Genomic DNA, 20,971 nt, shown 5'->3' with positions numbered 1-20,971 from the left:
TGAGCCGGGTGCCGGGATGTCGGCCCCGCCACCAGGCCGTAGCGGGCAGATACCCGGGGCCGGAACTCACGAGCTGGGGGAGCCGGGCGGTGCGGACGGAGGAGGTGTCCCGGGCTGAGCAGGTGCGCTCGGCTCGGCCAAGGCGGCCTGGGCCAGGAGCCGATGGGCCAGATCGCGTGCCTCGGACGCGGTCAGCGAAGCCCAGAGGCCATGCTCACCGGACCGGTCGGGGCCCACGTCCAGAGCGATCCGGTTGATCGGCCGATCCGAGATCTCCAGCCGCAGGCACTTCACGGCGATCCGCCGACCGCAGGACGTCACCAGCGGCGCCTCTCCTGCCGGACGAGCTCGCCCTTGCCCTGACATCGTCATCGGTCTCACACCCTTCCTGGGCCTCTGCGCCGGTCTACGACGAGAGGTTCTGCCCCTTTTGACACCTGCGGCGGTATTACGGGCAGCGCTGTCCGGTCCCGGTTTGTTCCCGGGCGCCGCGCCCCGGTGGAGTGCGGGCGGTGGCGTGCGGCGTGTGGCAGCGGCGGTCGTGCCCGCCCAGAAGTCCCGGAAGGTGTTCAGCGGCGGGCCAGGAGCCCGTACAGGAGGGGAATGCGTGGGGAGCTGTCCGGCAGGCGCCACCAGCCGGACGGGGTGCGGCGCATCTCGGGCCAGCGGGGCCACGGCAGTTCGTCGCTCTCCCGGAGCCGCTCGATCCGCAGACCCGCCCCCACCAGGGCGTTGACGACCTCGCCGAGGCCGTGCATCCACTCGAAACTGTCCGTGGCGCCCGCCACGGCCGGACCGTCCGTGTACGTGTACCTGGCGTCCCGGTGCACCGCTGTCCCACGCCCCAAGCAGTCGTGGCGCAGCACGAGTTCGGAGCCTTCGCCCTCGGCGGGCTTGGGCCCCAGCGAGTTGAGGAGCGGATGGAACTCGGCGATGTACAGCCGGCCCTCGGGGCGCAGGAGCCGAGCGACCGTCGTGGCCCAGCGGTCGAGGTCGGGCAGGTAGCACAGGGCGCCCTTGCCGGTGTAGACGATGTCGAAACGCCGCTCACCGAGAGCCTCGACGGCGTCGTACACATTGGCCCGTACGTACTCGACCTCGGCGCCCGCGCGTTGGGCGATGCCGGTCGCGGCAGTCACCGAGGCCTCGGAGATGTCGAGGCCGACCGCTCGGGCCCCGCGCTGAGCGAAGGCGATCGTCTCGGTGCCGAGGTGGCACTGGAGGTGCACCACGTCCCGGCCGGACAGTTCGCCGAGGTCGTCCCACTCCCAGTCGGCGAACCAGCGAGCCGGGTCGAGGGACTGGTCCAGGCCGTAGAACCGGCTGACCAGGTGGATGGGTGTCCGGGCGTCCCAGTTCGCTTGGTTGGCCCGCATCATCCGCTCCGCGGCCGGGTCCAGCGGCTCCTGTCGCATGCTCGCATCGGTCATGAGGACATCCCATCGCAACGAGGCGTGATCAGGGCACCGTACCGCCGCGATGAGGTGGCTCGAAGTAGTGGCCCAACTGGCGTTCCAGAATGGTTGGTTGATCGTACGATCGCAGCGGCGTCGTTCGTCTCGTGGCGTCGTTCGTCTCGCAGACAGGAGGTCCCGGTGGACACTACGCCCGCCACTCCGTATCGGATGAACCCGACCGGAGGCTGCCCGCACGCCGACAACGCGCGGCTGCTCGCACGCGGTGCCGTCGCGGAGGTGGTGCTGCCCGGTGAGGTGGAGGGCATGGCGGTGCTCGGGCACGAGGCGCTGAAGGAGTTCCTCGCGCATCCGGATGTCGCCAAGGGCGCGCGGCACTTCACCGCGCTACGGGAGGGGCGGATCCCCGAGGGCTGGCCGTTGACGACCTTCGCGACTGTGCAGGGGATGACCACCGCCGACGGTGACGACCACCGGCGGCTGCGGTCCCTGGTGAGCAAGGCGTTCACGGCCCGGCGGGTGGAGGAACTGCGGCCCCGCGTCGAGGAGTTGACCGACGAACTGCTCGACGGCCTCGGCCGCGCGGTCGAGGAGGGGAACGGAGTCGCCGATCTGCGGCGGCACTTCGCGCTGCCGCTGCCCCTGGGGGTGATCGGCGAACTGCTGGGGATCGATGTCGAGTATCGGGACCGGCTGCACCACCTCTCCAACCGGGTGGTCGCCACAGACATCTCCGCGGAGAAGGCGGTCGCGGCCAATCGCGAACTGGTGGCCGTCCTGGGCGCGGTCGCCGCCGCACGGGCCGAGCGGCCGGGCGACGACCTCACCAGCGCGTTGATCGAGGCCCGTGACGAGGGCGGCGACCGGCTCAGCCAGGAGGAACTCATCGGCACCCTGGTCCTGATGATCATCGCCGGTCACGAGACCACGCTGCACCTCATCACCAACGCCGTCCGCGCGCTGTGCGGCCACCGTGACCAGCTCGACCTCGTACGGAAGGGCGAGGCGAGCTGGGCGGACATCGTCGAGGAGACCCTGCGCTGGGACGCGCCCGTCAGCTACTTCCCCTTCCGCTATCCCGTGCGGGACCTGACCGTCGACGGCACCGTCATCCCCAAAGGGACACCGGTGCTCGCCGGTTACTCGGCCGCCGGACGCGACCGCAGCGCGCACGGACCGGACGCCGACCGGTTCGATGTCACGCGGCCCGGCCGTCCCGGAGCCGTCCGGCACCTCTCGCTCGGGCACGGCGCCCACTACTGCCTCGGAGCGCCGCTCGCGCGCCTGGAGGCCACGATCGCCCTGGAGCGGTTGTTCGCCCGCTTCCCCGGCCTCGACCTCGCCCGGCCCGAAGCGGAGCTCTCCCGTCACTCCAGCTTCGTGGGCAACAGCGTGCGGACGCTTCCTGTGCGGGTCTGAGCCTGCGTGCGCTGCCTCCCGCACGAGATGGTGGAAGGGTGTCGATTCGGCGCCGGCCCGTTCGTCGGTGGGGTGCAGGGATCCCATGAGCACCAGGAGGAACCATGAAGTACATGCTGCTGGTCTGCGGCGACGACACCGCCGACGCCTCCGGCATGGCGCCCGTCGAGCCCTGGGTCGAGGAGATGGGTGTCCAGAAGGGCGTACGGCTGCACGGCCACCGGCTTCGGCTGCCCGCGGAGGCGGTCACCGTACGGGTACGTGACGGCGAGGTGCTGCGCACCGACGGACCGTTCGCGGAGACGAAGGAGTACATCGCCGGGTTCGACATCCTCGAGTGCGACAGCATGGAGGAGGCCATCCAGGCGGCCGCGAAGCATCCCGTGGCGACCATCGGTGCCATGGAGGTGCGCGCGTTCTGGTACGACGAGGACGCCGAGTCCGAGATCCGCCGCATCGACGCCGACATCACCCGGGCCACCCGCGACCGGGACATCGACCGATTGCTGGCCGCTTACGCCCCGGACGTCGAGGTGTTCCACCCCATGAGCGGTCTGGAGCAGCGCGGGATCGACGCCTTCCGCAAGGCTCAGGAGTGGTGGTTCTCCACCGTGACCGGCCCCGTGAGCCGTGATGTGCTCGACTTCCGCGTCCGGGTGGACGAGAGCGTCGCGTTCAGCCACGCGCTCGTCCGGATGCGTGCCACGCTCACCACCGGCGAGCCGCTGGACAGCACGGTGCGGGTGACCACCGGCTACCGTGCGGCGGGGGACCGCTGGCAGATCATCCACCAACACCTGTCCGTTCCGTTCGACGCCGGACTCACCGACGGCGCCGCAGGCTGAGGAGGATCGGTCATGAAGTACGTGTTGTTCATCTGTACCCCCGTGGGCGGCGAGGAGCTCAGCCCCGAGGAGATCGCCAAGGACCCCTGCTTCACCTCGTACATCGACGAGATGCGGGGCAGCGGCGTGGTCAAGGGCGGAGCGCGGCTGCGGCCGTCGACCGACGCCACCACCGTGCGCGTGCAGGGCGACGAAGTGCTGCTCAGCGACGGGCCGTTCGTGGAGTCGAAGGAGTACGTCGCGGGCTTCGACATCATCGAGGTGGCCGACCTCGACGAGGCCCTCGGGATCGCGTCGCGGCATCCCGCCGCACTGGGCGGCGGCTCGGTGGAGGTGCGGCCGGTCTGGGAGTGAACGACGTGGAGGCGGCGGTCGCCGCCGCCTTCCGTGACGAATGGGGTCAAGTCGTCGCCACCCTCATCCGGGTGACCGGCGACTGGGACCTCGCCGAGGAGTGCGCGCAGGACGCCTTCGCCCAGGCCCTCGACCGGTGGCGGCGCGACGGAGTGCCACGTCGCCCCGGCGCCTGGCTGACCACGACCGCGCGCAACCGGGCCCTCGACGTACTGCGGCGCGAGGCGGTGGGGGCCCAGAAGCTGCGGGAGGCGGCCGTGCTGGCGCGGGACGAGGGACCGTACGACCCCGACCACGAGGACGACAGCGGGCTCCGCGACGACCGGCTGCGGCTGATCTTCACCTGCTGCCACCCCGCGCTGCCCATCGAGGCCCGCGTGGCCCTGACACTGCGGACGCTCGCCGGGCTGACCACGCCCGAGATCGCCCGCGCCTTCCTCGTACCCGAAGCGACGATGGCGCAGCGCCTGGTGCGGGCCAAGCGGAAGATCCGCAACGCCGGCATCCCGTACCGCGTCCCGCCCGCGCATCTGCTGCCCGAACGCACCACGGGCGTGCTGGGCGTGGTCTACCTGCTCTTCAACGAGGGGTACGCCGCCACGTCCGGCGCCGATCTGGTGCGGACGAACCTGTGCGCGGAGGCCATCCGCCTCGCCCGCGTCCTGGCCCGGCTCATGCCCGACGAGCCCGAGGTGCTCGGCCTGCTCGCGCTCCTTCTCCTGCACGACGCCCGCCGGGACACGCGTGTGGACGCGGCAGGGGAGCTGGTGACGCTGGAGGACCAGGACCGTACCGCCTGGGACCGCGCCGCGATCGACGAAGGCGCCGCCCTGCTGGAGACCGCCCTGCGCCGCGGCCGCCCCGGTCCGTACCAGATCCAGGCCGCCATCGCGGCCTGCCACACCACCGCGGCCACGGCCGAGGAGACGGACTGGGCCGATATCGCGGCGCTGTACGGGGCACTGGCGCGGTTCGTGCCGTCCGCCGTGGTGCGGCTGAACCAGGCCGTGGCGGTCGGCATGTCCGAGGGCGAGGAGGCCGGACTGGCCCTGGTGGCGGAGCTGGAGCAGGAGGGCGACCTCTCGGGCTACCACCTGCTGCCCGCCACCCGCGCGGACCTGCTGCGCCGCATGGGGCGTGCCCACGAGGCGGCCGGGGCCTACGCGCGGGCGCTGGAGCTGGTGGAGAACGACGCCGAGCGGCGTTTCCTCGAAAAGCGGCTCGCGGAGTGTCGATCGGCTTAGAGGCCCTTCGTCGGTGGGGTGAAGGTACCCCTACGACACGGGAGAGGCCCATGACCGCCATCGTTCCCACGCGCCGTACCCGGACGGTTCTCCGCCTGCCGCGCCTACTGCGCTTGCCGCGCCTGCTCCGCCTGTCGCACCCGCGTCGGCAGCCGTCGCCGTCGCCGTGCAGCGCGCCCGGCGCCCCGGCCGACCAGGGGCCGGGCACACCGGACGTGTGGCTGGCCGGCCCCCGGCTCGGGGGCTGAGCACGATGACTGCCACCACATCCGGAGCCACGCCCGTCACCGCTCCCGATCCCCGCCGCTGGCAGGCGCTCACGCTGCTCTGCCTGGCCGGGTTCATGGTGATCCTCGACTCCCAGATCGTCGTCCTCGCGCTGCCGTCCATCGCCGACGGGCTCGGCTTCTCCGCGGGCGGCGCCCAGTGGGTGATGAGCGCCTATCTGCTCAGCTTCGGCGGACTGCTGCTCCTCGGCGGCCGCACCGCAGATCTGCTGGGCCGCCGTCGCGTCTTCATGACCGGCACGCTGCTGTTCGGTGTGTCCTCGCTGCTGTGCGGCTTCGCCTGGACGGCGGGTGTGCTGGTGGCGGCGCGCGCCGTGCAAGGCGTCTCGGCCGCCGTCATGGCGCCGACCGCGCTGTCCATCCTCCTCAACACCTTCGAAGAGGGTCCCGAACGCAACAAGGCCCTCGCCATCTGGTCGGGCAGCGGTGGCTTCGGCGCCACGGCCGCGCTGCTGATCGGCGGACCGCTCACCGATGTGCTGGGCTGGGAGTGGATCTTCTTCCTGAACGTGCCGGTGGCGCTCCTGCTCCTCTCCCTGAGCCCGGTGCTCCTGCGCGAGAGCCGCACCGGAGCGCGCACCCGCTCGTACGATCCCGGTGGCGCCCTCGTCGCCACCTCCGCGCTCGTCGCGTGCGTGTACGCCGTGGTCGAGGCGCCCCGCGCCGGATGGCTGTCGGTCCGGACGGCGGGCCTGCTGATCGCTGCCGCCGCGCTGGCCCTGCTCTTCGTGCGCATCGAGGCACGCTCGGCGTCACCGCTGGTTCCGCTGCGGCTGCTGCGCTCCACGTCAGTGAGCGGCGCGAACCTGGTGGTGTTCCTGCTCGGCAGCTCCGCCTTCGGCATGTCGTACACCCTCTCCCAGTACGGACAGGGCGTCCTTGGCTACTCGCCGCTGCGGTTCGGCCTCTACAACGTCGTGATGCCCGCGACGGCCGTGATCGGCTCGTACGCCGGTCAGGCCCTGGTCACCCGTATCGGGCCACGTCCGGTGGCGGCCGGCGGCCTCGCGCTGGTCGGCGCGGGCAGCCTGCTGCTGGCCGGAGTACCGGTGGACGGCGGCTTCGTCCGTGACCTCCTCCCGGGACTCCTCATCTTCGGCCCCGGGCTCGGCGCCTGCGCGGTCGCCGGATCCATCGCCGCCCTGACCGGGGTGGGGGAGCGGGAGTCGGGCGTGGCCTCCGGCATCAACACCGCGGCCTTCCAGGTCGGCGGTGCCTTCGGAGTCGCCGTCGTCGCGTCGGTCGCCCTCTCGTACACCGGCGGCGCCGACCGGCTCGCTGCCCTGACGGAGGGCTACCAGGCGGCGTTCACCGCGTGCGTCGTCCTCGCGGCGGTCGGGCTGGCCTGCGCGCTGCTCCTGCTGCGCGGGTCCGGCCGCCCGTCGAAGCGGCGCACGGCGGCGGGGCGCGAAGCGGCGGTCGCCTCACGTCCGGTGCGTTCGTGACGGGCTACGAGAGCGTGACTTCGCGGTCATCGGCGAGCTCGAAGATCCCGAATCCGAACCCGTCCGCCGTGATGGTGCCGCCGTCGACCGTCACTCCCGACGCTTCCAGCGGCCGGCCGACACCGGGGCCGTCGTATGCGTGCCTCACCTCGTTCCGCTGTGGGTTGACGACGACGAGACAGCGCCCGCCGCGTACGTACACGAAGGGATATCCGGAGTGCAGTACCTCCACCGCTGCGCCCGAGCCCAGCTCCGGTGTGCGGGCGCGCAGCGCGATGAGGCGGCGTACGCGATGGAGGAGGGAGGTCTCGTCGGCGCGCTGGGCGGCGACGGTGGGGCGGTCGGGGGACGGGTCGAGCGGGAGGTAGAGGGCGTCCGCAGGGGCCGTGGAGAAACCGGCGTTCGGGCCGTCGTCCCACTGCATGGGAGTGCGTGAGCCCGCGCGGTTGTAGTGGGGGCCGATCACGCTGCCCTCCTTGTCGGGGAGCCCCGGGACGTAGCGCATGCCGATCTCGTCGCCGTAGTAGATCGCCGGAAGTGTGGGCCAGGTCAGCTGGAAGGCGAAGGCGACGGGGAGCTGTTCGGCCGTGCGCGGGCCACAGTTGAGGCGGGAGAAGTCGTGGTTGGCGGTGGGCAGGGAGATGAAGCCGCTGGTGCCGAGGGAGGTGGATGCCCGGTGATACGCCTCGACGAAGGGGCGCGGCGAACCCCTGCCGATCGCGTCGAAGAAGCAGTCGAGCGGGTCCCAGTCTTCGTTGACCGTGCCTTCGCGGTTGCTCCACAGCGAGCGCAGGGCGAGCCCGTCGGCGGGGCCGCCGAAGTGGAGGAAGAAGTCCGCGTGGAAGCCCGCCGGTACGGAGACATCCGGTTCGCCCCACTCCGCGAGGAGCACCGCCTCCGGGTGCGTACGGTCCAGCCAGAGGCGCAGCTCCGTCCACAGCGCGCTCGTTTCGACCTTGCCCGGGTCGTCCTTGACCAGTGACGCGGCCATGTCGACGCGGAAGCCCGACACACCGAGCCGCAGCCAGTGGTCCATGATCGTGCGCAGTGCCTCGCGGTTGGCGCGCGGGCCTTCGGCGTCCACGGGCAGGCGCCACGGCTCGGCCGGGTTCTCGCGCGCGTAGCCGAAGTTGAGGGCCGGCTGAGAGTCGAAGAAGTTCGGCAGATACGCGCCCGGGCGGCTGCCGGGGGAGGGGACGAAGCCGTCGGGGCAGCCCTGGGACGTCCAGATGTAGCGCTGGTCGTCGGGATCGTTCGCCGAGGCGGTGAACCAGGGGTGCTCGTCGGAGGTGTGGCCGGCGACGAGGTCCAGCAGTACGCGGATGCCGCGCCGGCCCGCGAGATCGACGAGCTTGGCGAGGTCTTCGCCGGTGCCGTAGCGGGGCGCGACGCTCAGGTAGTCGGAGACGTCGTATCCGGCGTCACGGAACGGTGAGACGAAGCAGGGGTTGATCCACACGGTGTTGACGCCCAGCCACGCGAGGTGGTCGAGGCGCTCGGTGATCCCGTTGAAGTCGCCGATGCCGTCGCCGTTCGAGTCCGCGAACGACTGCGGATAGATCTGGTAGAACACGGCGTCGGCCAGCCAGGCGGGTGCGGGACGGAAAGAGGTCATGAGGTTGACTACGGCCTTTCCTGAGGAGCACTTCGACATGGAGCGGCGCGGCCGACGAGACCTGGGGATCCACGCCGACACTGTCGAGGGTGACAGCCCCGGGGTACGTCCGAAAAGTCCGCCTCATGGCAAGGGCTTCGACATGGCTAAGCTGACCATGATGTTCACCCCTCAGGGCCCCACCTTCCGCGAGCTCGCCGTCCAGGCGCTTTCGTCCGTCGAGCATGGTTACGACCTGCTCGCGCCGAAGTTCGACCACACCCCGTTCCGTACGCCGGACTCGATCCTGCGCTCCGTCGCGCGGGCGCTGGACCGGATCGGCCCGTTCGACCGCGGGCTCGACCTGTGCTGCGGCACCGGTGCCGGCATCGATGTGCTGCGCGCGGTGTGCCGCGAGCATGTCACCGGCGTCGACATCAGCTCGGGCATGCTCGCCGTGGCACGGGAAAGCGCACGGGAAAACGCAAGGGGAGGGGCACGGGAACGTGGGCGCCCAGGCGGGCCTCCGGTCGCGTGGGTGCGCGGCGACGCCCGCGCCCTGCCCTTCGGGCCCGCCTTCGACCTGGTGGTCAGTTTCGGGGCGTTCGGGCACTTCCTGCCGCGGGAGGTGCCGGGGCTGTTCGCCCAGGTGTACTCGGTGCTGCGCCCCGGCGGGCGGTTCGCCTTTCCCGTCGTGGCCCCCGCCCGGCCCGGCTCCCCCGGTTACTGGGCTCTGCTCGCCTTCGACACGGCGATGCGCGTACGCAACGCGGTGTGGCGTCCTCCGTTCGTCATGTACTACCGCGCGTTCCGGCTCGGCGACGTACGACGCGAACTGATGCGGGCCGGGTTCGAGGTGGACCTGCACACGCTTCCCGAGTTCGGCCACAGGAGCGACGGCAGCCCACGCTGCCGGATGGTGGTGGCCACGCGCCCGGCATGGTGAGCCGCTTGTGAGTTTGCTTTCCCAACCCACATGGACATAGTGAGTCTACTTTTCAAACTCACTGGGGGGCACGCATGAGGATGATAGCGATGCGCGAACCCGGCAGCCGGGGAGCCCGCCCGGTGCGGGCCCTGACCGCGCACTTCCTCGCGCCCGCCGTGGCCGGATCCCTGCACCTGTCCGTCGCCGTACCGTCGGCCCGGCGCCGCGCCTCCACCTGCGCGGTCACCGGCCGGCAGGACGGTGCCCGTGTCCTCGTCGGGTCCGCGGTGTTCGGCCCCGGCCGCCCAGGGCCCGCGTATGACGGCCGCCCGTCGCTCGCCGTCCCCGGACCGCAGGACTGCGGGCTCCTCGACTCACCCCTGGAGTTGTCGCCGTTCGCCCAGAACCTGGAGATACGCCCCGCCACCGACGCCCAGCCGCTCGGCGGCGGTGAGAAGGCAGAACTCGTCGCCTGGGTACGGTTCGTCGACGGCCGGGCGCTGGACGCGGAGGCGGTCGCGATCCTCACCGACGTCCTGCCGCCCGGGCTGTACGCCCGCTGGCGCACCGCGTGTCCCATACCGACCGCTGAGCTGACCGTTCACTTCACCGACGCGCTGGACGCGGGTCCGGCGGAGGGCTGGGCGCTGGTCCGGATACGCACCGAACAGGCGGGCAACGGCTGGGCGCTCGACGAGAGCGAGGTCCGCTCCGCCGAAGGACGGCTCCTGGCCCTCGCCCGCCAGGCCCGCGTGGTCCAGGACGCGCCCGGACACCAGAACCCGTCCGGACACCAACACCAGACCCTGCCCGGACACCAGACCCCGCCCGGACACTAGAACCCGTCCGGCCGGTCAGGGGTCCGCCTGGTCCTCCAGGGCGCCGCCCAGCGCGAGCCGCATCGCCTCGTCCGGCCCCAGCTCCTGGCCCGCGCGCACCGCCTCGGCGAACGCGGTCTCGCCGAGCACGGTGCGCAGATGTCGGGCGTACTCCCTGCGGAAGACAGTTGTTTCGCAGTCGCCGAGCTGTGGCAGCCCGGCCGCGTACCAGAGGCGTGTGCCGATGCCCAGGAGCCGCGCGGCGGTCTCGGGTTCGTCGCGGGAGGCCTGCGCGGCGACCAGGAGGTCGGCGACGGCCGCGACACCGAGGCGGTCGTGGACGCGCCACTTGGCGGCCAGCGCCTCCCGCGCGGAGCGCAGCCCCTCGTCCGGCAGCCCCAGGCCGATCCCGGCCAGGGAGACGAAAAAGTCGGCCCAGGCCCGCATCCACACCTCGCCGCGCTTCGCGCAGTCGGCGCGCAGCCGCTCGGCCACGGTCGCGCACCGCTCGAACGCGCCCTGCCCGGCCAGGAGATACGCCTGCAACGCGAGCGTCAGCAGCTGGAAGAACTCCGCTCCGCCCCCGCCGCCCGGCCCCTGCGGACTGCTGCCGTACAGCACGGCGGAGCGCGCGGACTCACCGCGCACGGCGAGACTCGCGCCCGTCAAGGGCAGGGCAGGCACGGGCAGTTGGCGCTCCTGGGCGAGCCACACATACGCGGCGCTGACGGACTCGGCCGCGTCCAGATCGTCCGGGACGACGGTGACCAGGCGGTGTGCCCAGATCGCCAGGGCGTGCTCGGGGCCCGGGTCGTGCGCCCGGCGCAGCGCCCGCTCCAGATAGCCTCGCCCCTCCTCGGCGAAACCACAGGCGAACCAGAAGTACCAGAGCGTCCCCGCCAGTTCGAGCGCCGTCTCGGGTGCCTGCGCCACCAGGCACTCCTCCAGGGCGAGCCGCAGGTTCGCGTGCTCCACGGTCAGCCGCTCGGCCCACATCCGCTGCCCCGGGCCCAGCCACTCGGCCTCTCCCTGACGGGCGATCCAGCGGAAGTAGTCACGATGACGGCGGCGCACGGCGTCCCGTTCGCCCAGGCCGTCGAGCCACTCGGCGCCGAAGGTGCGCACGGTGTCGAGCATGCGGTAGCGTCCGGCCACGCCGTCACCCTCGCGTGTCACGATCGACTTCTCGGTGAGGGAGGCGAGCAGCGCCAGGATCTCCTCGGCGTCCAATGGGCCGCCGTGGCAGACGAATTCGGCCGCTTCCACGTCCCACCCGCCCGCGAACACGGAGAGGCGGGCCCACAGCAGCCGCTCCAGCGGAGTGCACAGTTCGTGGCTCCAGCCGATCGCCGTACGCAGTGTCTGGTGCCGGGCAAGCCGTGGCCGGGCTGGCGAGACAAGCAGGTCGAAACGGGAGTCGAGACCCTCCAGGAGCCGGTCGAGCGGAAAACCGCGCAGCCGTACCGCCGCCAGTTCCAGGGCCAGCGGAATCCCGTCGAGGCGGGCACAGACCGCCGCCACGTTCGTCCGGTTGGCGTCGGTGAGTGCGAACGACGGCACGGCGGCCATGGCGCGCGCCGCGAACAGCGCCACGGCGTCGTCGCGTTCCCCGAGCGGCAGCGGCGCCACGGACAGCAGATGCTCGCCGGGCACGCCCAGCGGCTGCCGGCTGGTGGCCAGAATCCTCAACTCCGGTACGTTCGCCAGGAGCTCCTGCACCACGCGCGCACACTCGTCGAGGACGTGCTCGCAGGTGTCCAGGACGAGCAGCAGCGGCCCCACGGTGAGATGCTCGCAGACCGCGTCCAGCAGCGGGCGCAGTGTCTGCTCGGTCAGCCGGACCGCCTCGGCCACGGCGTTCGTGAGCAGGTCGGGGTTCTTCAGCTCCGACAGCTCCACCAGCCACACCCCGCCTCGGAACGCGGCGCTCTCGTCATGCGCGGCGCGCAGCGCGAGCCGTGACTTGCCGACACCCCCGGGGCCGGTGAGGGTGACGAGCCGTGCCGTGCCCAGCAGGCCGGAGATTCGGGTGAGTTCGGATGCGCGTCCGATGAATGCGTTGGCCTCGGCTGGAAGATTGCCGGTGCTGCCGTTGCGCACTGAGGACGCCATCGCTCCCCCTCAACCGACCGATGGCGGTCACCTTAACTCCGTTACGGGCCCGTGTCCGACCCCCGGTCGGGTGACCCTGAATCGGACACATCCCCTCACACCGAGCCCGCCGAGGGCGTAGCGTGGAAACAACCCGGCACGCCGAGCGGCGATCTTGGGAGGTGCGGGGGAATGGAAGCCGTGCCCGCCCTGAGAGCAGTGGGACAGATGCGCGCCGGAGACCATCTGTTCCTCGGCTATGACACGGACGAGGAGCGGGAGACCGTACTCGCCGCGTTCCTCCTCGACGGGCTGGCCAGCGGGCACCGCGGGCTGGTCCTGCCGCCGGCCGACCTGCCGGCGAGTCTCGCTCTCACCTTCCTGGAGGCGCACGGCTGCGCCGTCGACGACGAACTCGCCGCCGGGCGGCTGGCCGTGGACCCGCACCTCGCGACACCCGAGGGCCTGTGGGACCTGGACGAGATGATCCGTCGCGAGGCGCGCCGCGCGGTTGCCGAGGGTTACCTCGGGCTGCGCGTCAGCATGGAAATCCTGCGACGCCACGCGGGCAAGGGCCTCAAGACGCTGCACGACAGCGAACTCCTCCTCGACCCCGTCTTCGCGTCACTGCCGGTCCTCGGCATCTGCCAGTACGACCGCCGCGTCTTCGACGAGGGCGAACTGGCCCCGCTCGACGGGCTCCACCACGGCCGGGTCGCCGCCGACCTCGTCTGGCAGGACGACCTCCTGTCCATCACCCGCACCTTCGCCCCGCCCGGCCTCGCTCTGGCCGGCGAGATCGACGACACGAACGTCACCGCTGTGGCCCGCGCCCTGCACGCCGAGACGACCCGAGCCCTCGCCCGCCCCGCCAACGGCGTCCGTACCCGGCTCGACCTGCACGAGCTGCGCTTCGTCGACGTCGGCGCGCTGCGCTTGCTGGTCTTCTCGGCACTCGGCCTGAACGAATCCGGCGGCACCCTCGTGCTGCACGGCGTCGCCCCGCATGTGCAGCGGCTGATGCGGGTCACGGGGTGGGACCGCGTCCCCGGTCTGCGCGTGGAGAAAGGGAAGCGGGGCGAGAAGGAGGAACTGGGGGAGCAGCGGGCCAACGGGGGAGAGGAAGGTCCGTGACCCGCACCGGGTTCGTTCATCAGGCGCTGTGCTACGGCTCGGACGACGAGTTCCTGGAGGGGACCCTCACCTTCGTCCACGACGGCCTGGACGCCGGTGACGCCGTTCTCGCCGTCGTGAAGTCCCGCAACATCACCCTCCTCGACGAGGCGCTCGGCCGCCGCTCCCGCGATGTCGAGTTCATCGACGCGGACGACTGGTACGGCTGGCCCTCCCGCACCATGGGCCGGTACAGCGCCTACTGCGCCGACCACGGCACCGGTCCCTCGGGCGCCTCACGCCGGGTCCGCATCATCGGCGAACCGGTCTGGTCGGGCCGTACGGACTTCGAGGCCCGCGAGTGGATGCGCTACGAATCGCTGCTCAACGTGGCCTTCGCCGACACAGGTCACTGGATCCTCTGCCCCTACGACGCCGGTGACCTCCCGGCCGGCATCGTCGGCACGGCGATCCGCACCCACCCCGAACTCGCCCTCGGCGCAAGGGAGTCGGCACCCAGCGGACACTACGCCGACCCGGCCGAGTTCTACGCCGAGTGCGATGCGGCCCGGCCGTCCGGCAAGCCCGCGGCCACACCCGCGAACCAAGACGACGACATCCCCTTCGCGCGCGGCCGTTCGGCGGCCGTCCGCCGCGCCCTCACCGCATACGCCCACGGTCTGGGGCTGCCCGAGCAGCGGACGTACGACTTGGTGGCAGCCGTGCACGAGGCCGTGGTCAACGCCGTACGGTACGGGGGCGGGCGCGGCGTGGTGCGTCTGCGCAGCGACCCCGACTACGTGACCTGCGAGGTCTCCGACACAGGCACGACCGTCCCGCCCGCGCCGTTCCCCGGGCACCTGCCTCCCGAACCCCGCGGCGTGAACGGCCACGGGATGTGGGCCGTACGGCAGTTGAGCGATCTGGTGACCGAGGAACTAGGTCCCGAGGGCTCCGTCGTGCGCATGTACTTCCGGCGTACGCGTGCACTCACGGGGCCTGGGCCGGACGGGCGTTGAGCTGCCCGTCAGGTCAGTCCCTCGGAGGACAGCCAGGTCTTGGCCACGTCCAGCGGGTCCTTTTTCTTGTTCTGCACCTCACTGTTGAGTTCGATCAGGGTCTCCGTGTCGAGCTTCGCCGATACGGCGTTGAGCGCGGAAACCCCCTTGGCCGGGAGATCGCTCTGGTACACCAACGGCGTCACGTTCTCGAAGCCGAAGAGGTTCTTGGGGTCCTGAAGGACGACGAACTGGTTCTTCTCGATGCCGGGGTCCGTGGTGAAGATGTTGCCGGCCTGGATGTTGTTGCTCTTGAGGGCCGACACCGTCAGCGGACCGCCCGCGTCCAGCGCCTTGAACGACTTGAACTCGAGGCCGTAGTCGTCCTTGAGTCCCGGGATCCCGTGGTGCCGGGTCTGGAACTCGGGCGATCCGCCGATGACCAGCTTCGGCGCGATGCCGGCGAGGTCGGCGATCGTCGACTTCTCCGTGAGCTTGTACTTCTTGGCCGTGGCCGCGTTGACGGCGACCGCGTCCTTGTCCTGAGCCTCCGACGACTCCAACAGGGTGAGTTTCGAGTCGAGTTCCGCCTCGATGCCCTTGGTCGTCTCCTCGGCCGTCTTCGGGGCCGCCTTGGAGTTCAGGTAGGCCAGCAGCGCACCGTTGTACTCGGGCAGGACGGTGAGCGTGCCGTTCTTGATCAGACCGTAGGTCGTCTCTCGGCTGCCGATGTTCAGCTTGTAACTCACCTTGACGCCCTTGGACTTCAGGGCTTCACCGTAGATGTCGGCGAGCAGGATGCTCTCGGGGAAGTTGTTGGAACCGACCACGACCTTGCCGCCGCCTGCGGCGTTGCCCTGCAAGGGGTCGTCCTTGTCGGAGCTGTCGGAGGAACCACAGCCCGTGAGGGCGACCGCGGCTACAACGAGCAGGGATACAGCGTACGTTGCGGACGTTCGGGTGCTGCTGCTGGCAATGGTCACGTTGCTCATCCAGACTCGGTTCGGCGGAGAGTGCCCGGTGGGCACGGACATCGATCCAAGCGAGCCCGGGAACAAGCCGTCAAGCACAATAGATCACCTGTTGAGACCGGTGCGGCAGTGCCACGTGTGCGCGACATGCCTGAAATCCCACGTCACGCCGCCCGGCGCCTGCGCACACCCGGCGACACGGCCCCGCGGCCCACGGCCCAGAACACCACGAGGACGAGCAGCGCGAGGACGGCTGTGAGGGTGGCTCCGCCGACCACCTTCTCGTAGTTCCGCTGGTACAGGCCGTCGACGATGTAGCGGCCGACCCCGCCCAGGCTCACATAGGCGGCGATCGTCGCCGTGGACACGATCTGGATCGCCGCCGAGCGCAGACCGCTGAGGATCAGCTGCAGCGCCGCCGGAACCTCGACCTGGAGCAGGATCTTCCCCTCGGACATGCCCATACCGCGGGCGGCGTCGACGGGGGAGGGGTCCACGGTGCGCACCGCCTCGTAGGTGGTGATGAGGATCGGCGGGATCGCCAGCACCACGAGCGGGACCATCACGGGCAGCACGCCCAGCCCGAGCCAGACGAACATCAGCACCAGCAGCCCGAAGGTCGGCAGGGCCCGGGCCGCCGCCGACACGAAGGCCAGCGCGTTGCCGCCGCGGCCGGTGTGCCCGGTCACCAGCCCGATGGGCAGTCCGACGGCCGCGGCGATCGAGAGTGCCGCTGCGGAGTACTGAATGTGCTCCCACACGCGCTGCGGGATTCCGTCGTAGCCGCGCCAGTGTGCGCTGTTGGTGAAGAAGGACTCGATGAAGTTCAGTACGTTCACGAGACGCGCTCCGGTGCGCGGGCGCCGCCCGCCGTAGGGGAGGTGCGGGTCGCCCCGGTGCCCTCGGCCGCACGCGTGGCCGTGCGCCGGACCTTGCGGTCGGAGGGCGGCTGCCAGGGGGTGAGCAGCTTGCGCAACAGCACGAGCAGGGCGTCGACCAGCACGGCGAGTACGGCGGTGGTGACCACCGAGTTCACGGCGAGGGCGGGGCGCTGGTAGAGCATCGCGGTGGTCAGCAGATTGCCGAGCGCGCCCTGGTTGCCGATCAGCGCGCCGACGCTGACCAGGCTGATGCTGGAGGCGGCGGCCACCCGCAGCCCGGCGATGATCGCGGGTACGGCGATGGGCAGTTGGACCTGGACGTAGCGGCGTACGAGGCCGATGCCCATCGCCGCGGCGGCGGCGTTCGTCTCCTCGGAAACCGACCGGACGCCGTCGACGACCGACGGGACGAGGATCACCAGGCTGTACAGGGTCAGCGGGATCATCACGGTGAGCCGGCTCAGCCCGGTGTAGTCGATGAGCACCACGAAGAAGGCCAGCGACGGGACGGCGTACAGCACCGTGGTGATCCACAGCACCGGCGGGTAGAGCCACCTGACGCGCACGCACAGCAGACCGATCGGCAGCGCCAGCGCGAAACCGACGAGCACCGGGATCAGGGCCTCCTGCAGGTGCGTGGAGACCAGGCCGAGATAGCTGCTCTGCAGGTCGCTGGGGATGTCGAAGAACCCGTTCATCGGACGGCCTTCACCGGCGCGGAGCCCTCGGACGGGTCGTCAGGGGAGTCCGAGGCCTGCCGCTGCCTCGCCGCGCGTATCGCCGCGCCGACCGTCTCCTGGCCGGCGGTGCCCAGCACCCGCCCTGCACCGTCCACGGCGACCGCATGACCGGTGGGCGACAGGACCGCCCGGTCCAGGGCGATACGCAGTGAGTCCCGGCCCACCTCGAAGCTCTGCCCGTACGGCGTCAGAGCCTCGATGTCACCGTCCCACACCGTGGGGTCGGCCCAGCCCAGCGGCTTGCCGTCGGCGTCGGTGATCAGGACCTGAGGCTGCGCGCCGGTGCTCCGGGCGAGCTGCTTCGGGTCGGTGCCCACCGGGAAGACCCGGGAGCGGTCGAGTTCGAGGTCGCGGGTGGACAGGAACGACAGACCGCGGATGCCTCGGTCGCCGCCCAGGAACTCCTCCACGAACGGATCGGCGGGCGACGACAGCAGTTCGTCGGGGGCGGCGAACTGTGCGAGCTTCCCGCCGGTGCGCATCACCGCGATACGGTCGCCGACCGTGATGGCCTCGTCCATGTCGTGGGTGACGAACACGATCGCCTTGCCGAGTTCGCCCTGAATGCGCAGCAACTCCTCCTGGAGGCCGCGGCGGACGACGGGGTCCACCGCGGAGAACGGTTCGTCCATCAGCAGGATCGGCGGGTCCGCCGCCAGCGCGCGGGCCACCCCGACGCGCTGCTGCTGGCCTCCGGAGAGCTGGTACGGATAGCGGCGGGCCATGACCGGGTCGAGGCCGACCCGCTCCATGAGCTCGGCTGCCCGGTCCCGGGCGCGCTGCTTGGACCAGCCGAGCAGCCGCGGCACCGTGGCGATGTTGTCGAGGATGGTCCGGTGCTGGAAGAGCCCGGCGTTCTGGATGACGTAACCCATGGAACGGCGCAGGGCGTTGACCGGCTTCTGCTGGATGTCCTCGCCATCGACCCGGATCGTGCCGCTGCTGGGTTCGATCATGCGGTTGATCATGCGCAGGGTGGTGGTCTTGCCGCATCCCGAAGGTCCGACGAGCACGGTGATGGAGTGGTTCGGTATCTGGAGGGAAAGGCGATCGACGGCCACCGTGCCGTCGGCGTATCGCTTGCTGACCTCTTCGATGGCTATCAAGCGTCGTAACCCTTCGGGAACGGGCGTGCTCGGCGTGGCGCGATCACGTGCACGAGGCTGCGTATTCTAGCCAGTTGACGCTTGGCCACGGTTCGGCAGGTGGCGGCGGCCGGTTGAGGGTGACGTCCAGGTCAGGCGGCCTGAGGGCGCGGCCGGGCGGCGGCGTCACAGGGCGCTGTACAGGGCGTCTATGAGTTCCATCTTCCGCGGGTCGTCGGCGATGTGTGAGCCCATGCGGTTGGGGACGTAGCCCAGAGAGACGCCCGCTTCCGGGTCGGCGAGTCCGCAGGAACCGCCGTAGCCGTCGTGCCCGAAAGCTCTCGGGTTGGGTCCGTACGAGCCGCCCGGGCCGCTGAGCCAGAGGCCGAGCCCGATCTCCGTGTCGTGCTGGAAGCCGGCACCGAGGACCAGATCCCGGCAAACGCCCTGCCCTTCGCGGACCCGCTCGGCGGCCTCCGGCGCGAGGACGCGGTGCGAGCCGTACGACCCCCGCCCGGCGAAGATCCCGTACAGCGCGGCGACCGCACGTGCCGTGCCGTGCCCATTGGCGGCCGGGATCTCGGCGGCACGCCACTCCGCGGTGTGGGCCTCGTCCACACCGATGGGAGGATTGGCCAGGGCGGCCAGTGCCGCGGGCGTCAACTGGGCGAAGATCGCGGCCTGTTCGCTGCTGTCCGTGGCCGGCGGATGCACCAGCTCGGCCGCCCGACCGGTCTCCTTCTCCGGCAGCCCCAGTCGGAAGTCGATGCCGAGCGGCCCGGTCACCTCCCGCTCCAGGAACGCGCCCGGCAGCAACCCCGAGACGCGCCGCACCACTTCACCGACGAGGAAGCCGTACGTCAGCACGTGATACCCGGACACCGTCCCTGGCTCCCACCACGGCTCCGTCTGCGCAAGCCGCTTCGTCGTCAGCTCCCAGTCGTAGAGCTGCTCGATCGAGTGCGGTTCCCGCAGTCCGCACAGGCCCGCCCGATGCGACAGCAGATGCCGTACGAGGACGGATTCCTTGCCGGCGGCCGCGAACTCCGGCCAGTACACGGCAACGGGCGCGTCGAGGTCCAACAGCCCGCGGTCGGCCAGAATGTGCGCGCACAACGCCGTGGGCCCCTTCGACGTCGACCACACGTTGGCCAGCGTGTCCCGCTCCCAGGCGCGGGTGCGGGCCGCGTCCGCCCAGCCGCCCCACAGGTCCACCACCGTCTCGCCGCCGAGAGTGACGGTCACCGCCGCGCCCAGCTCACCGCGGTCGCGGAAGTTCTCCTCGAACGCGTTCCGCACCGCCTCGAAGTGTGCCTCGCAGTGGCCTTGAACCTGGGACATGGACCCTCCGTCGTCGCCGGAAAGACCGGGTCCGCGGAAGATCGGCCCGGCCTCCCCGAACGTACCGACTGGTCGGGCCGGGTGGAAGCCGCCGGATACGGCTCATTCGAGGAACAGCGAACCGGTGGGCTCCTGGTAGCCGCTGCAACACAGGCCGGAGGCTTGGGCTCCTTCCAGGTGTATGGAGCCCAAGCCAGTGGCCACACAGTGTCTTCTTTCTTCCCGTCTCCAGCAGGTCAGGGCTCGTCAGCAGCCCTACCGGGACTGGCCGGGCGGAGAAGGCGGCCGCGGTGGGGCCTTCTTAGCCGTTGCTTTCTTCGCAGTTGCTTTCTTCGCCTGAGTAGTGGTCGTGCTCTGCTGTCCTCCGTTGCTGCCAATCGCACCGGCGATGGCTCCGCCGACGGCCAGGGCGATGGCTGCTGCTCCTGCTACTGCCACGGCTTTGAAATTGAACGCTTTGCGCCTGCTCCGTCTGTTCACGATGCCCTTCCTCTCTTTGTCATCAAGCTCCACTTATGTGGACTGACACCCGAAAAGACGAATAGCTGAGCAAGAAGAGCATTTCAATGATCTGGATGTCCGCTGCGTTTGAGGCTGCAAGACCACAAGGTAGAGACGCGCGGTTCTTGGAGCAGAAAGGCTGCGGCTTCAAGTCGGTCTACCGCTCGTATGTGGTTTCGGCGGTGACGGCGCACGCCTCGGATCTTTTCATCCTCCGGCCACCGTATCCCGAATTCTCGTGCGGCGCCTCATGGGGGCGGATGAGGCGCAAAATCGTGCAGGCCGCATCGACGTTTGCTTGGCGACTGGCCATCAGATGGGACGCCAGTGAGATGCTTGATTTCATGACGACGACCGTGTCCGGTGACTTCGAGCTGACCATGGACGAGTTGCGAGTCGTAGCACGCTATGTAGCAGAGACCGCTCAGGAAGTCCTCCCTGTGTTCGAGGACGCCAACCCCGGTGATTCTCGACCTCGCGCAGCCCTTGATGCCGCATGGGAGTTCGTCAACGGTGCGAGAAGGACCAAGCTGCAGCGTGTCACCTCGTTGGACGCACACCGAGCAGCGAAGGAAGCTTCCACCGAAGCCTCACGTCTCGCTGCGCGCGCTGCCGGCGATGCCGCATCTGCCGCGTACCTCCACCCGATCGCGAAAGCTCACCAGGTAGGCCACATTCTGCGCGCCGCTGCAAGTGCAGCGCGCATAGCTGAAATCAACGCAGGCGACGATCCCGAAGTCGGGAACAAGATGATCGAGCAGGCTCGGCAGCGCGCCACACCGGTCTTGATCGATATTCTTGAACGGTATCCCCTCGCGCCAGCCGGCAAGAACCGCATTGCACAACTGATGACCACCTTGGATGATTCCCTGCGCGCTTCCCGCTGAGGGACCCCTCTGTC

General features: G+C 70.4%; 20 protein-coding genes. 11 read left to right on the top strand and 9 right to left on the bottom strand.

The genetic code is table 11. The features are described 5' to 3' along the window. Positions 1-66: 66 nt before the first annotated feature. Both FE633_RS26415 and FE633_RS26410 read right to left on the bottom strand, forming a co-directional pair. Positions 67-321, bottom strand: a complete 255-nt coding sequence (locus tag FE633_RS26415; RefSeq protein WP_138047685.1) for a hypothetical protein — start codon at positions 319-321, stop codon at positions 67-69. Positions 322-569: 248 nt separating this feature from the next. Further along, positions 570-1,430: a class I SAM-dependent methyltransferase gene (locus tag FE633_RS26410; RefSeq protein WP_246113840.1), complete on the bottom strand. Its 861-nt coding sequence runs from the start codon at positions 1,428-1,430 to the stop codon at positions 570-572. Between the two features lie 165 nt (positions 1,431-1,595). Here FE633_RS26410 and FE633_RS26405 point away from each other — a divergent pair, with 165 nt between their 5' ends. From FE633_RS26405 to FE633_RS26385, 6 genes are all read left to right on the top strand, one after another. After that, positions 1,596-2,834 carry a cytochrome P450 family protein gene (locus FE633_RS26405; RefSeq protein WP_138047684.1) on the top strand — a complete coding sequence of 413 codons (1,239 nt, stop codon included), beginning with the start codon at positions 1,596-1,598 and terminating at the stop codon, positions 2,832-2,834. Between the two features lie 104 nt (positions 2,835-2,938). Beyond that, positions 2,939-3,679 (top strand): SgcJ/EcaC family oxidoreductase, encoded by a 741-nt coding sequence (locus tag FE633_RS26400; RefSeq protein ID WP_138047683.1) that lies wholly within the window; start codon positions 2,939-2,941, stop codon positions 3,677-3,679. A gap of 12 nt (positions 3,680-3,691) precedes the next feature. Then, positions 3,692-4,033 (top strand): YciI family protein, encoded by a 342-nt coding sequence (locus FE633_RS26395; protein WP_138047682.1) that lies wholly within the window; start codon positions 3,692-3,694, stop codon positions 4,031-4,033. After that, positions 4,024-5,277 carry an RNA polymerase sigma factor gene (locus FE633_RS26390; protein WP_171060135.1) on the top strand — a complete coding sequence of 418 codons (1,254 nt, stop codon included), beginning with the start codon at positions 4,024-4,026 and terminating at the stop codon, positions 5,275-5,277. Before FE633_RS26395 ends, FE633_RS26390 begins: the two co-directional genes overlap by 10 nt. Positions 5,278-5,327: 50 nt before the next feature. Then, positions 5,328-5,525 (top strand): hypothetical protein, encoded by a 198-nt coding sequence (locus FE633_RS47440; protein WP_171060128.1) that lies wholly within the window; start codon positions 5,328-5,330, stop codon positions 5,523-5,525. A gap of 5 nt (positions 5,526-5,530) precedes the next feature. Continuing rightward, a complete protein-coding gene (locus tag FE633_RS26385; RefSeq protein WP_138047680.1) occupies positions 5,531-7,009 on the top strand; it encodes an MFS transporter in 1,479 nt (492 codons plus the stop codon). 4 nt (positions 7,010-7,013) lie between these two features. On the opposite strand, the gene FE633_RS26380 is transcribed toward FE633_RS26385, so the two are convergent. Next, on the bottom strand, positions 7,014-8,624 hold the full coding sequence (locus FE633_RS26380) for an alpha-amylase family glycosyl hydrolase (RefSeq protein WP_138047679.1): 1,611 nt from the start codon (positions 8,622-8,624) through the stop codon (positions 7,014-7,016). A gap of 160 nt (positions 8,625-8,784) precedes the next feature. Between FE633_RS26380 and FE633_RS26375 the strand changes: the two genes are divergently transcribed. Together FE633_RS26375 and FE633_RS26370 are read left to right on the top strand one after the other, a co-directional pair. After that, positions 8,785-9,549, top strand: a complete 765-nt coding sequence (locus FE633_RS26375; RefSeq protein WP_138047737.1) for a class I SAM-dependent methyltransferase — start codon at positions 8,785-8,787, stop codon at positions 9,547-9,549. 89 nt (positions 9,550-9,638) lie between these two features. Continuing rightward, on the top strand, positions 9,639-10,370 hold the full coding sequence (locus FE633_RS26370; protein ID WP_246113839.1) for a thioesterase family protein: 732 nt from the start codon (positions 9,639-9,641) through the stop codon (positions 10,368-10,370). A gap of 15 nt (positions 10,371-10,385) precedes the next feature. Here FE633_RS26370 and FE633_RS26365 read toward each other — a convergent pair whose 3' ends face one another. Next, positions 10,386-12,461, bottom strand: a complete 2,076-nt coding sequence (locus FE633_RS26365; protein ID WP_138047677.1) for an ATP-binding protein — start codon at positions 12,459-12,461, stop codon at positions 10,386-10,388. Between the two features lie 171 nt (positions 12,462-12,632). On the opposite strand from FE633_RS26365, the gene FE633_RS26360 reads away from it, so the two are divergent. Next, positions 12,633-13,574, top strand: a complete 942-nt coding sequence (locus tag FE633_RS26360; RefSeq protein WP_138047676.1) for an MEDS domain-containing protein — start codon at positions 12,633-12,635, stop codon at positions 13,572-13,574. After that, positions 13,571-14,572 (top strand): sensor histidine kinase, encoded by a 1,002-nt coding sequence (locus tag FE633_RS26355; RefSeq protein WP_171060127.1) that lies wholly within the window; start codon positions 13,571-13,573, stop codon positions 14,570-14,572. The genes FE633_RS26360 and FE633_RS26355 overlap by 4 nt, the downstream gene beginning before the upstream one ends. An 8-nt stretch (positions 14,573-14,580) precedes the next feature. On the opposite strand, the gene FE633_RS26350 is transcribed toward FE633_RS26355, so the two are convergent. The 5 genes from FE633_RS26350 to FE633_RS26330 all read right to left on the bottom strand — a co-directional run bounded on the left by FE633_RS26350 (position 14,581) and on the right by FE633_RS26330 (position 19,569). Further along, positions 14,581-15,543 (bottom strand): ABC transporter substrate-binding protein, encoded by a 963-nt coding sequence (locus FE633_RS26350; protein WP_138047675.1) that lies wholly within the window; start codon positions 15,541-15,543, stop codon positions 14,581-14,583. A gap of 143 nt (positions 15,544-15,686) precedes the next feature. Next, on the bottom strand, positions 15,687-16,361 hold the full coding sequence (locus FE633_RS26345) for an ABC transporter permease (protein WP_138047674.1): 675 nt from the start codon (positions 16,359-16,361) through the stop codon (positions 15,687-15,689). After that, positions 16,358-17,101 carry an ABC transporter permease gene (locus FE633_RS26340; RefSeq protein ID WP_138047673.1) on the bottom strand — a complete coding sequence of 248 codons (744 nt, stop codon included), beginning with the start codon at positions 17,099-17,101 and terminating at the stop codon, positions 16,358-16,360. The genes FE633_RS26345 and FE633_RS26340 overlap by 4 nt, the downstream gene beginning before the upstream one ends. Then, the gene (locus FE633_RS26335; RefSeq protein ID WP_138047672.1) at positions 17,098-18,249 is read right to left on the bottom strand and encodes an ABC transporter ATP-binding protein; all 1,152 of its coding nucleotides are present in this window, start codon (positions 18,247-18,249) and stop codon (positions 17,098-17,100) included. The genes FE633_RS26340 and FE633_RS26335 overlap by 4 nt, the downstream gene beginning before the upstream one ends. 165 nt (positions 18,250-18,414) lie before the next feature. Continuing rightward, on the bottom strand, positions 18,415-19,569 hold the full coding sequence (locus FE633_RS26330) for a serine hydrolase domain-containing protein (RefSeq protein ID WP_138047671.1): 1,155 nt from the start codon (positions 19,567-19,569) through the stop codon (positions 18,415-18,417). Between the two features lie 566 nt (positions 19,570-20,135). Here FE633_RS26330 and FE633_RS26325 point away from each other — a divergent pair. Further along, a complete protein-coding gene (locus FE633_RS26325; RefSeq protein WP_246113838.1) occupies positions 20,136-20,957 on the top strand; it encodes a putative immunity protein in 822 nt (273 codons plus the stop codon). Positions 20,958-20,971 lie beyond the last annotated feature (14 nt).

Source organism: Streptomyces montanus (assembly GCF_005786655.1).
GTDB classification, from domain to species: domain Bacteria; phylum Actinomycetota; class Actinomycetes; order Streptomycetales; family Streptomycetaceae; genus Streptomyces; species Streptomyces sporangiiformans.
The sequence above is the reverse complement of the archived record's forward strand: the minus strand, read 5'-3'. Positions and strand labels throughout refer to the sequence as shown.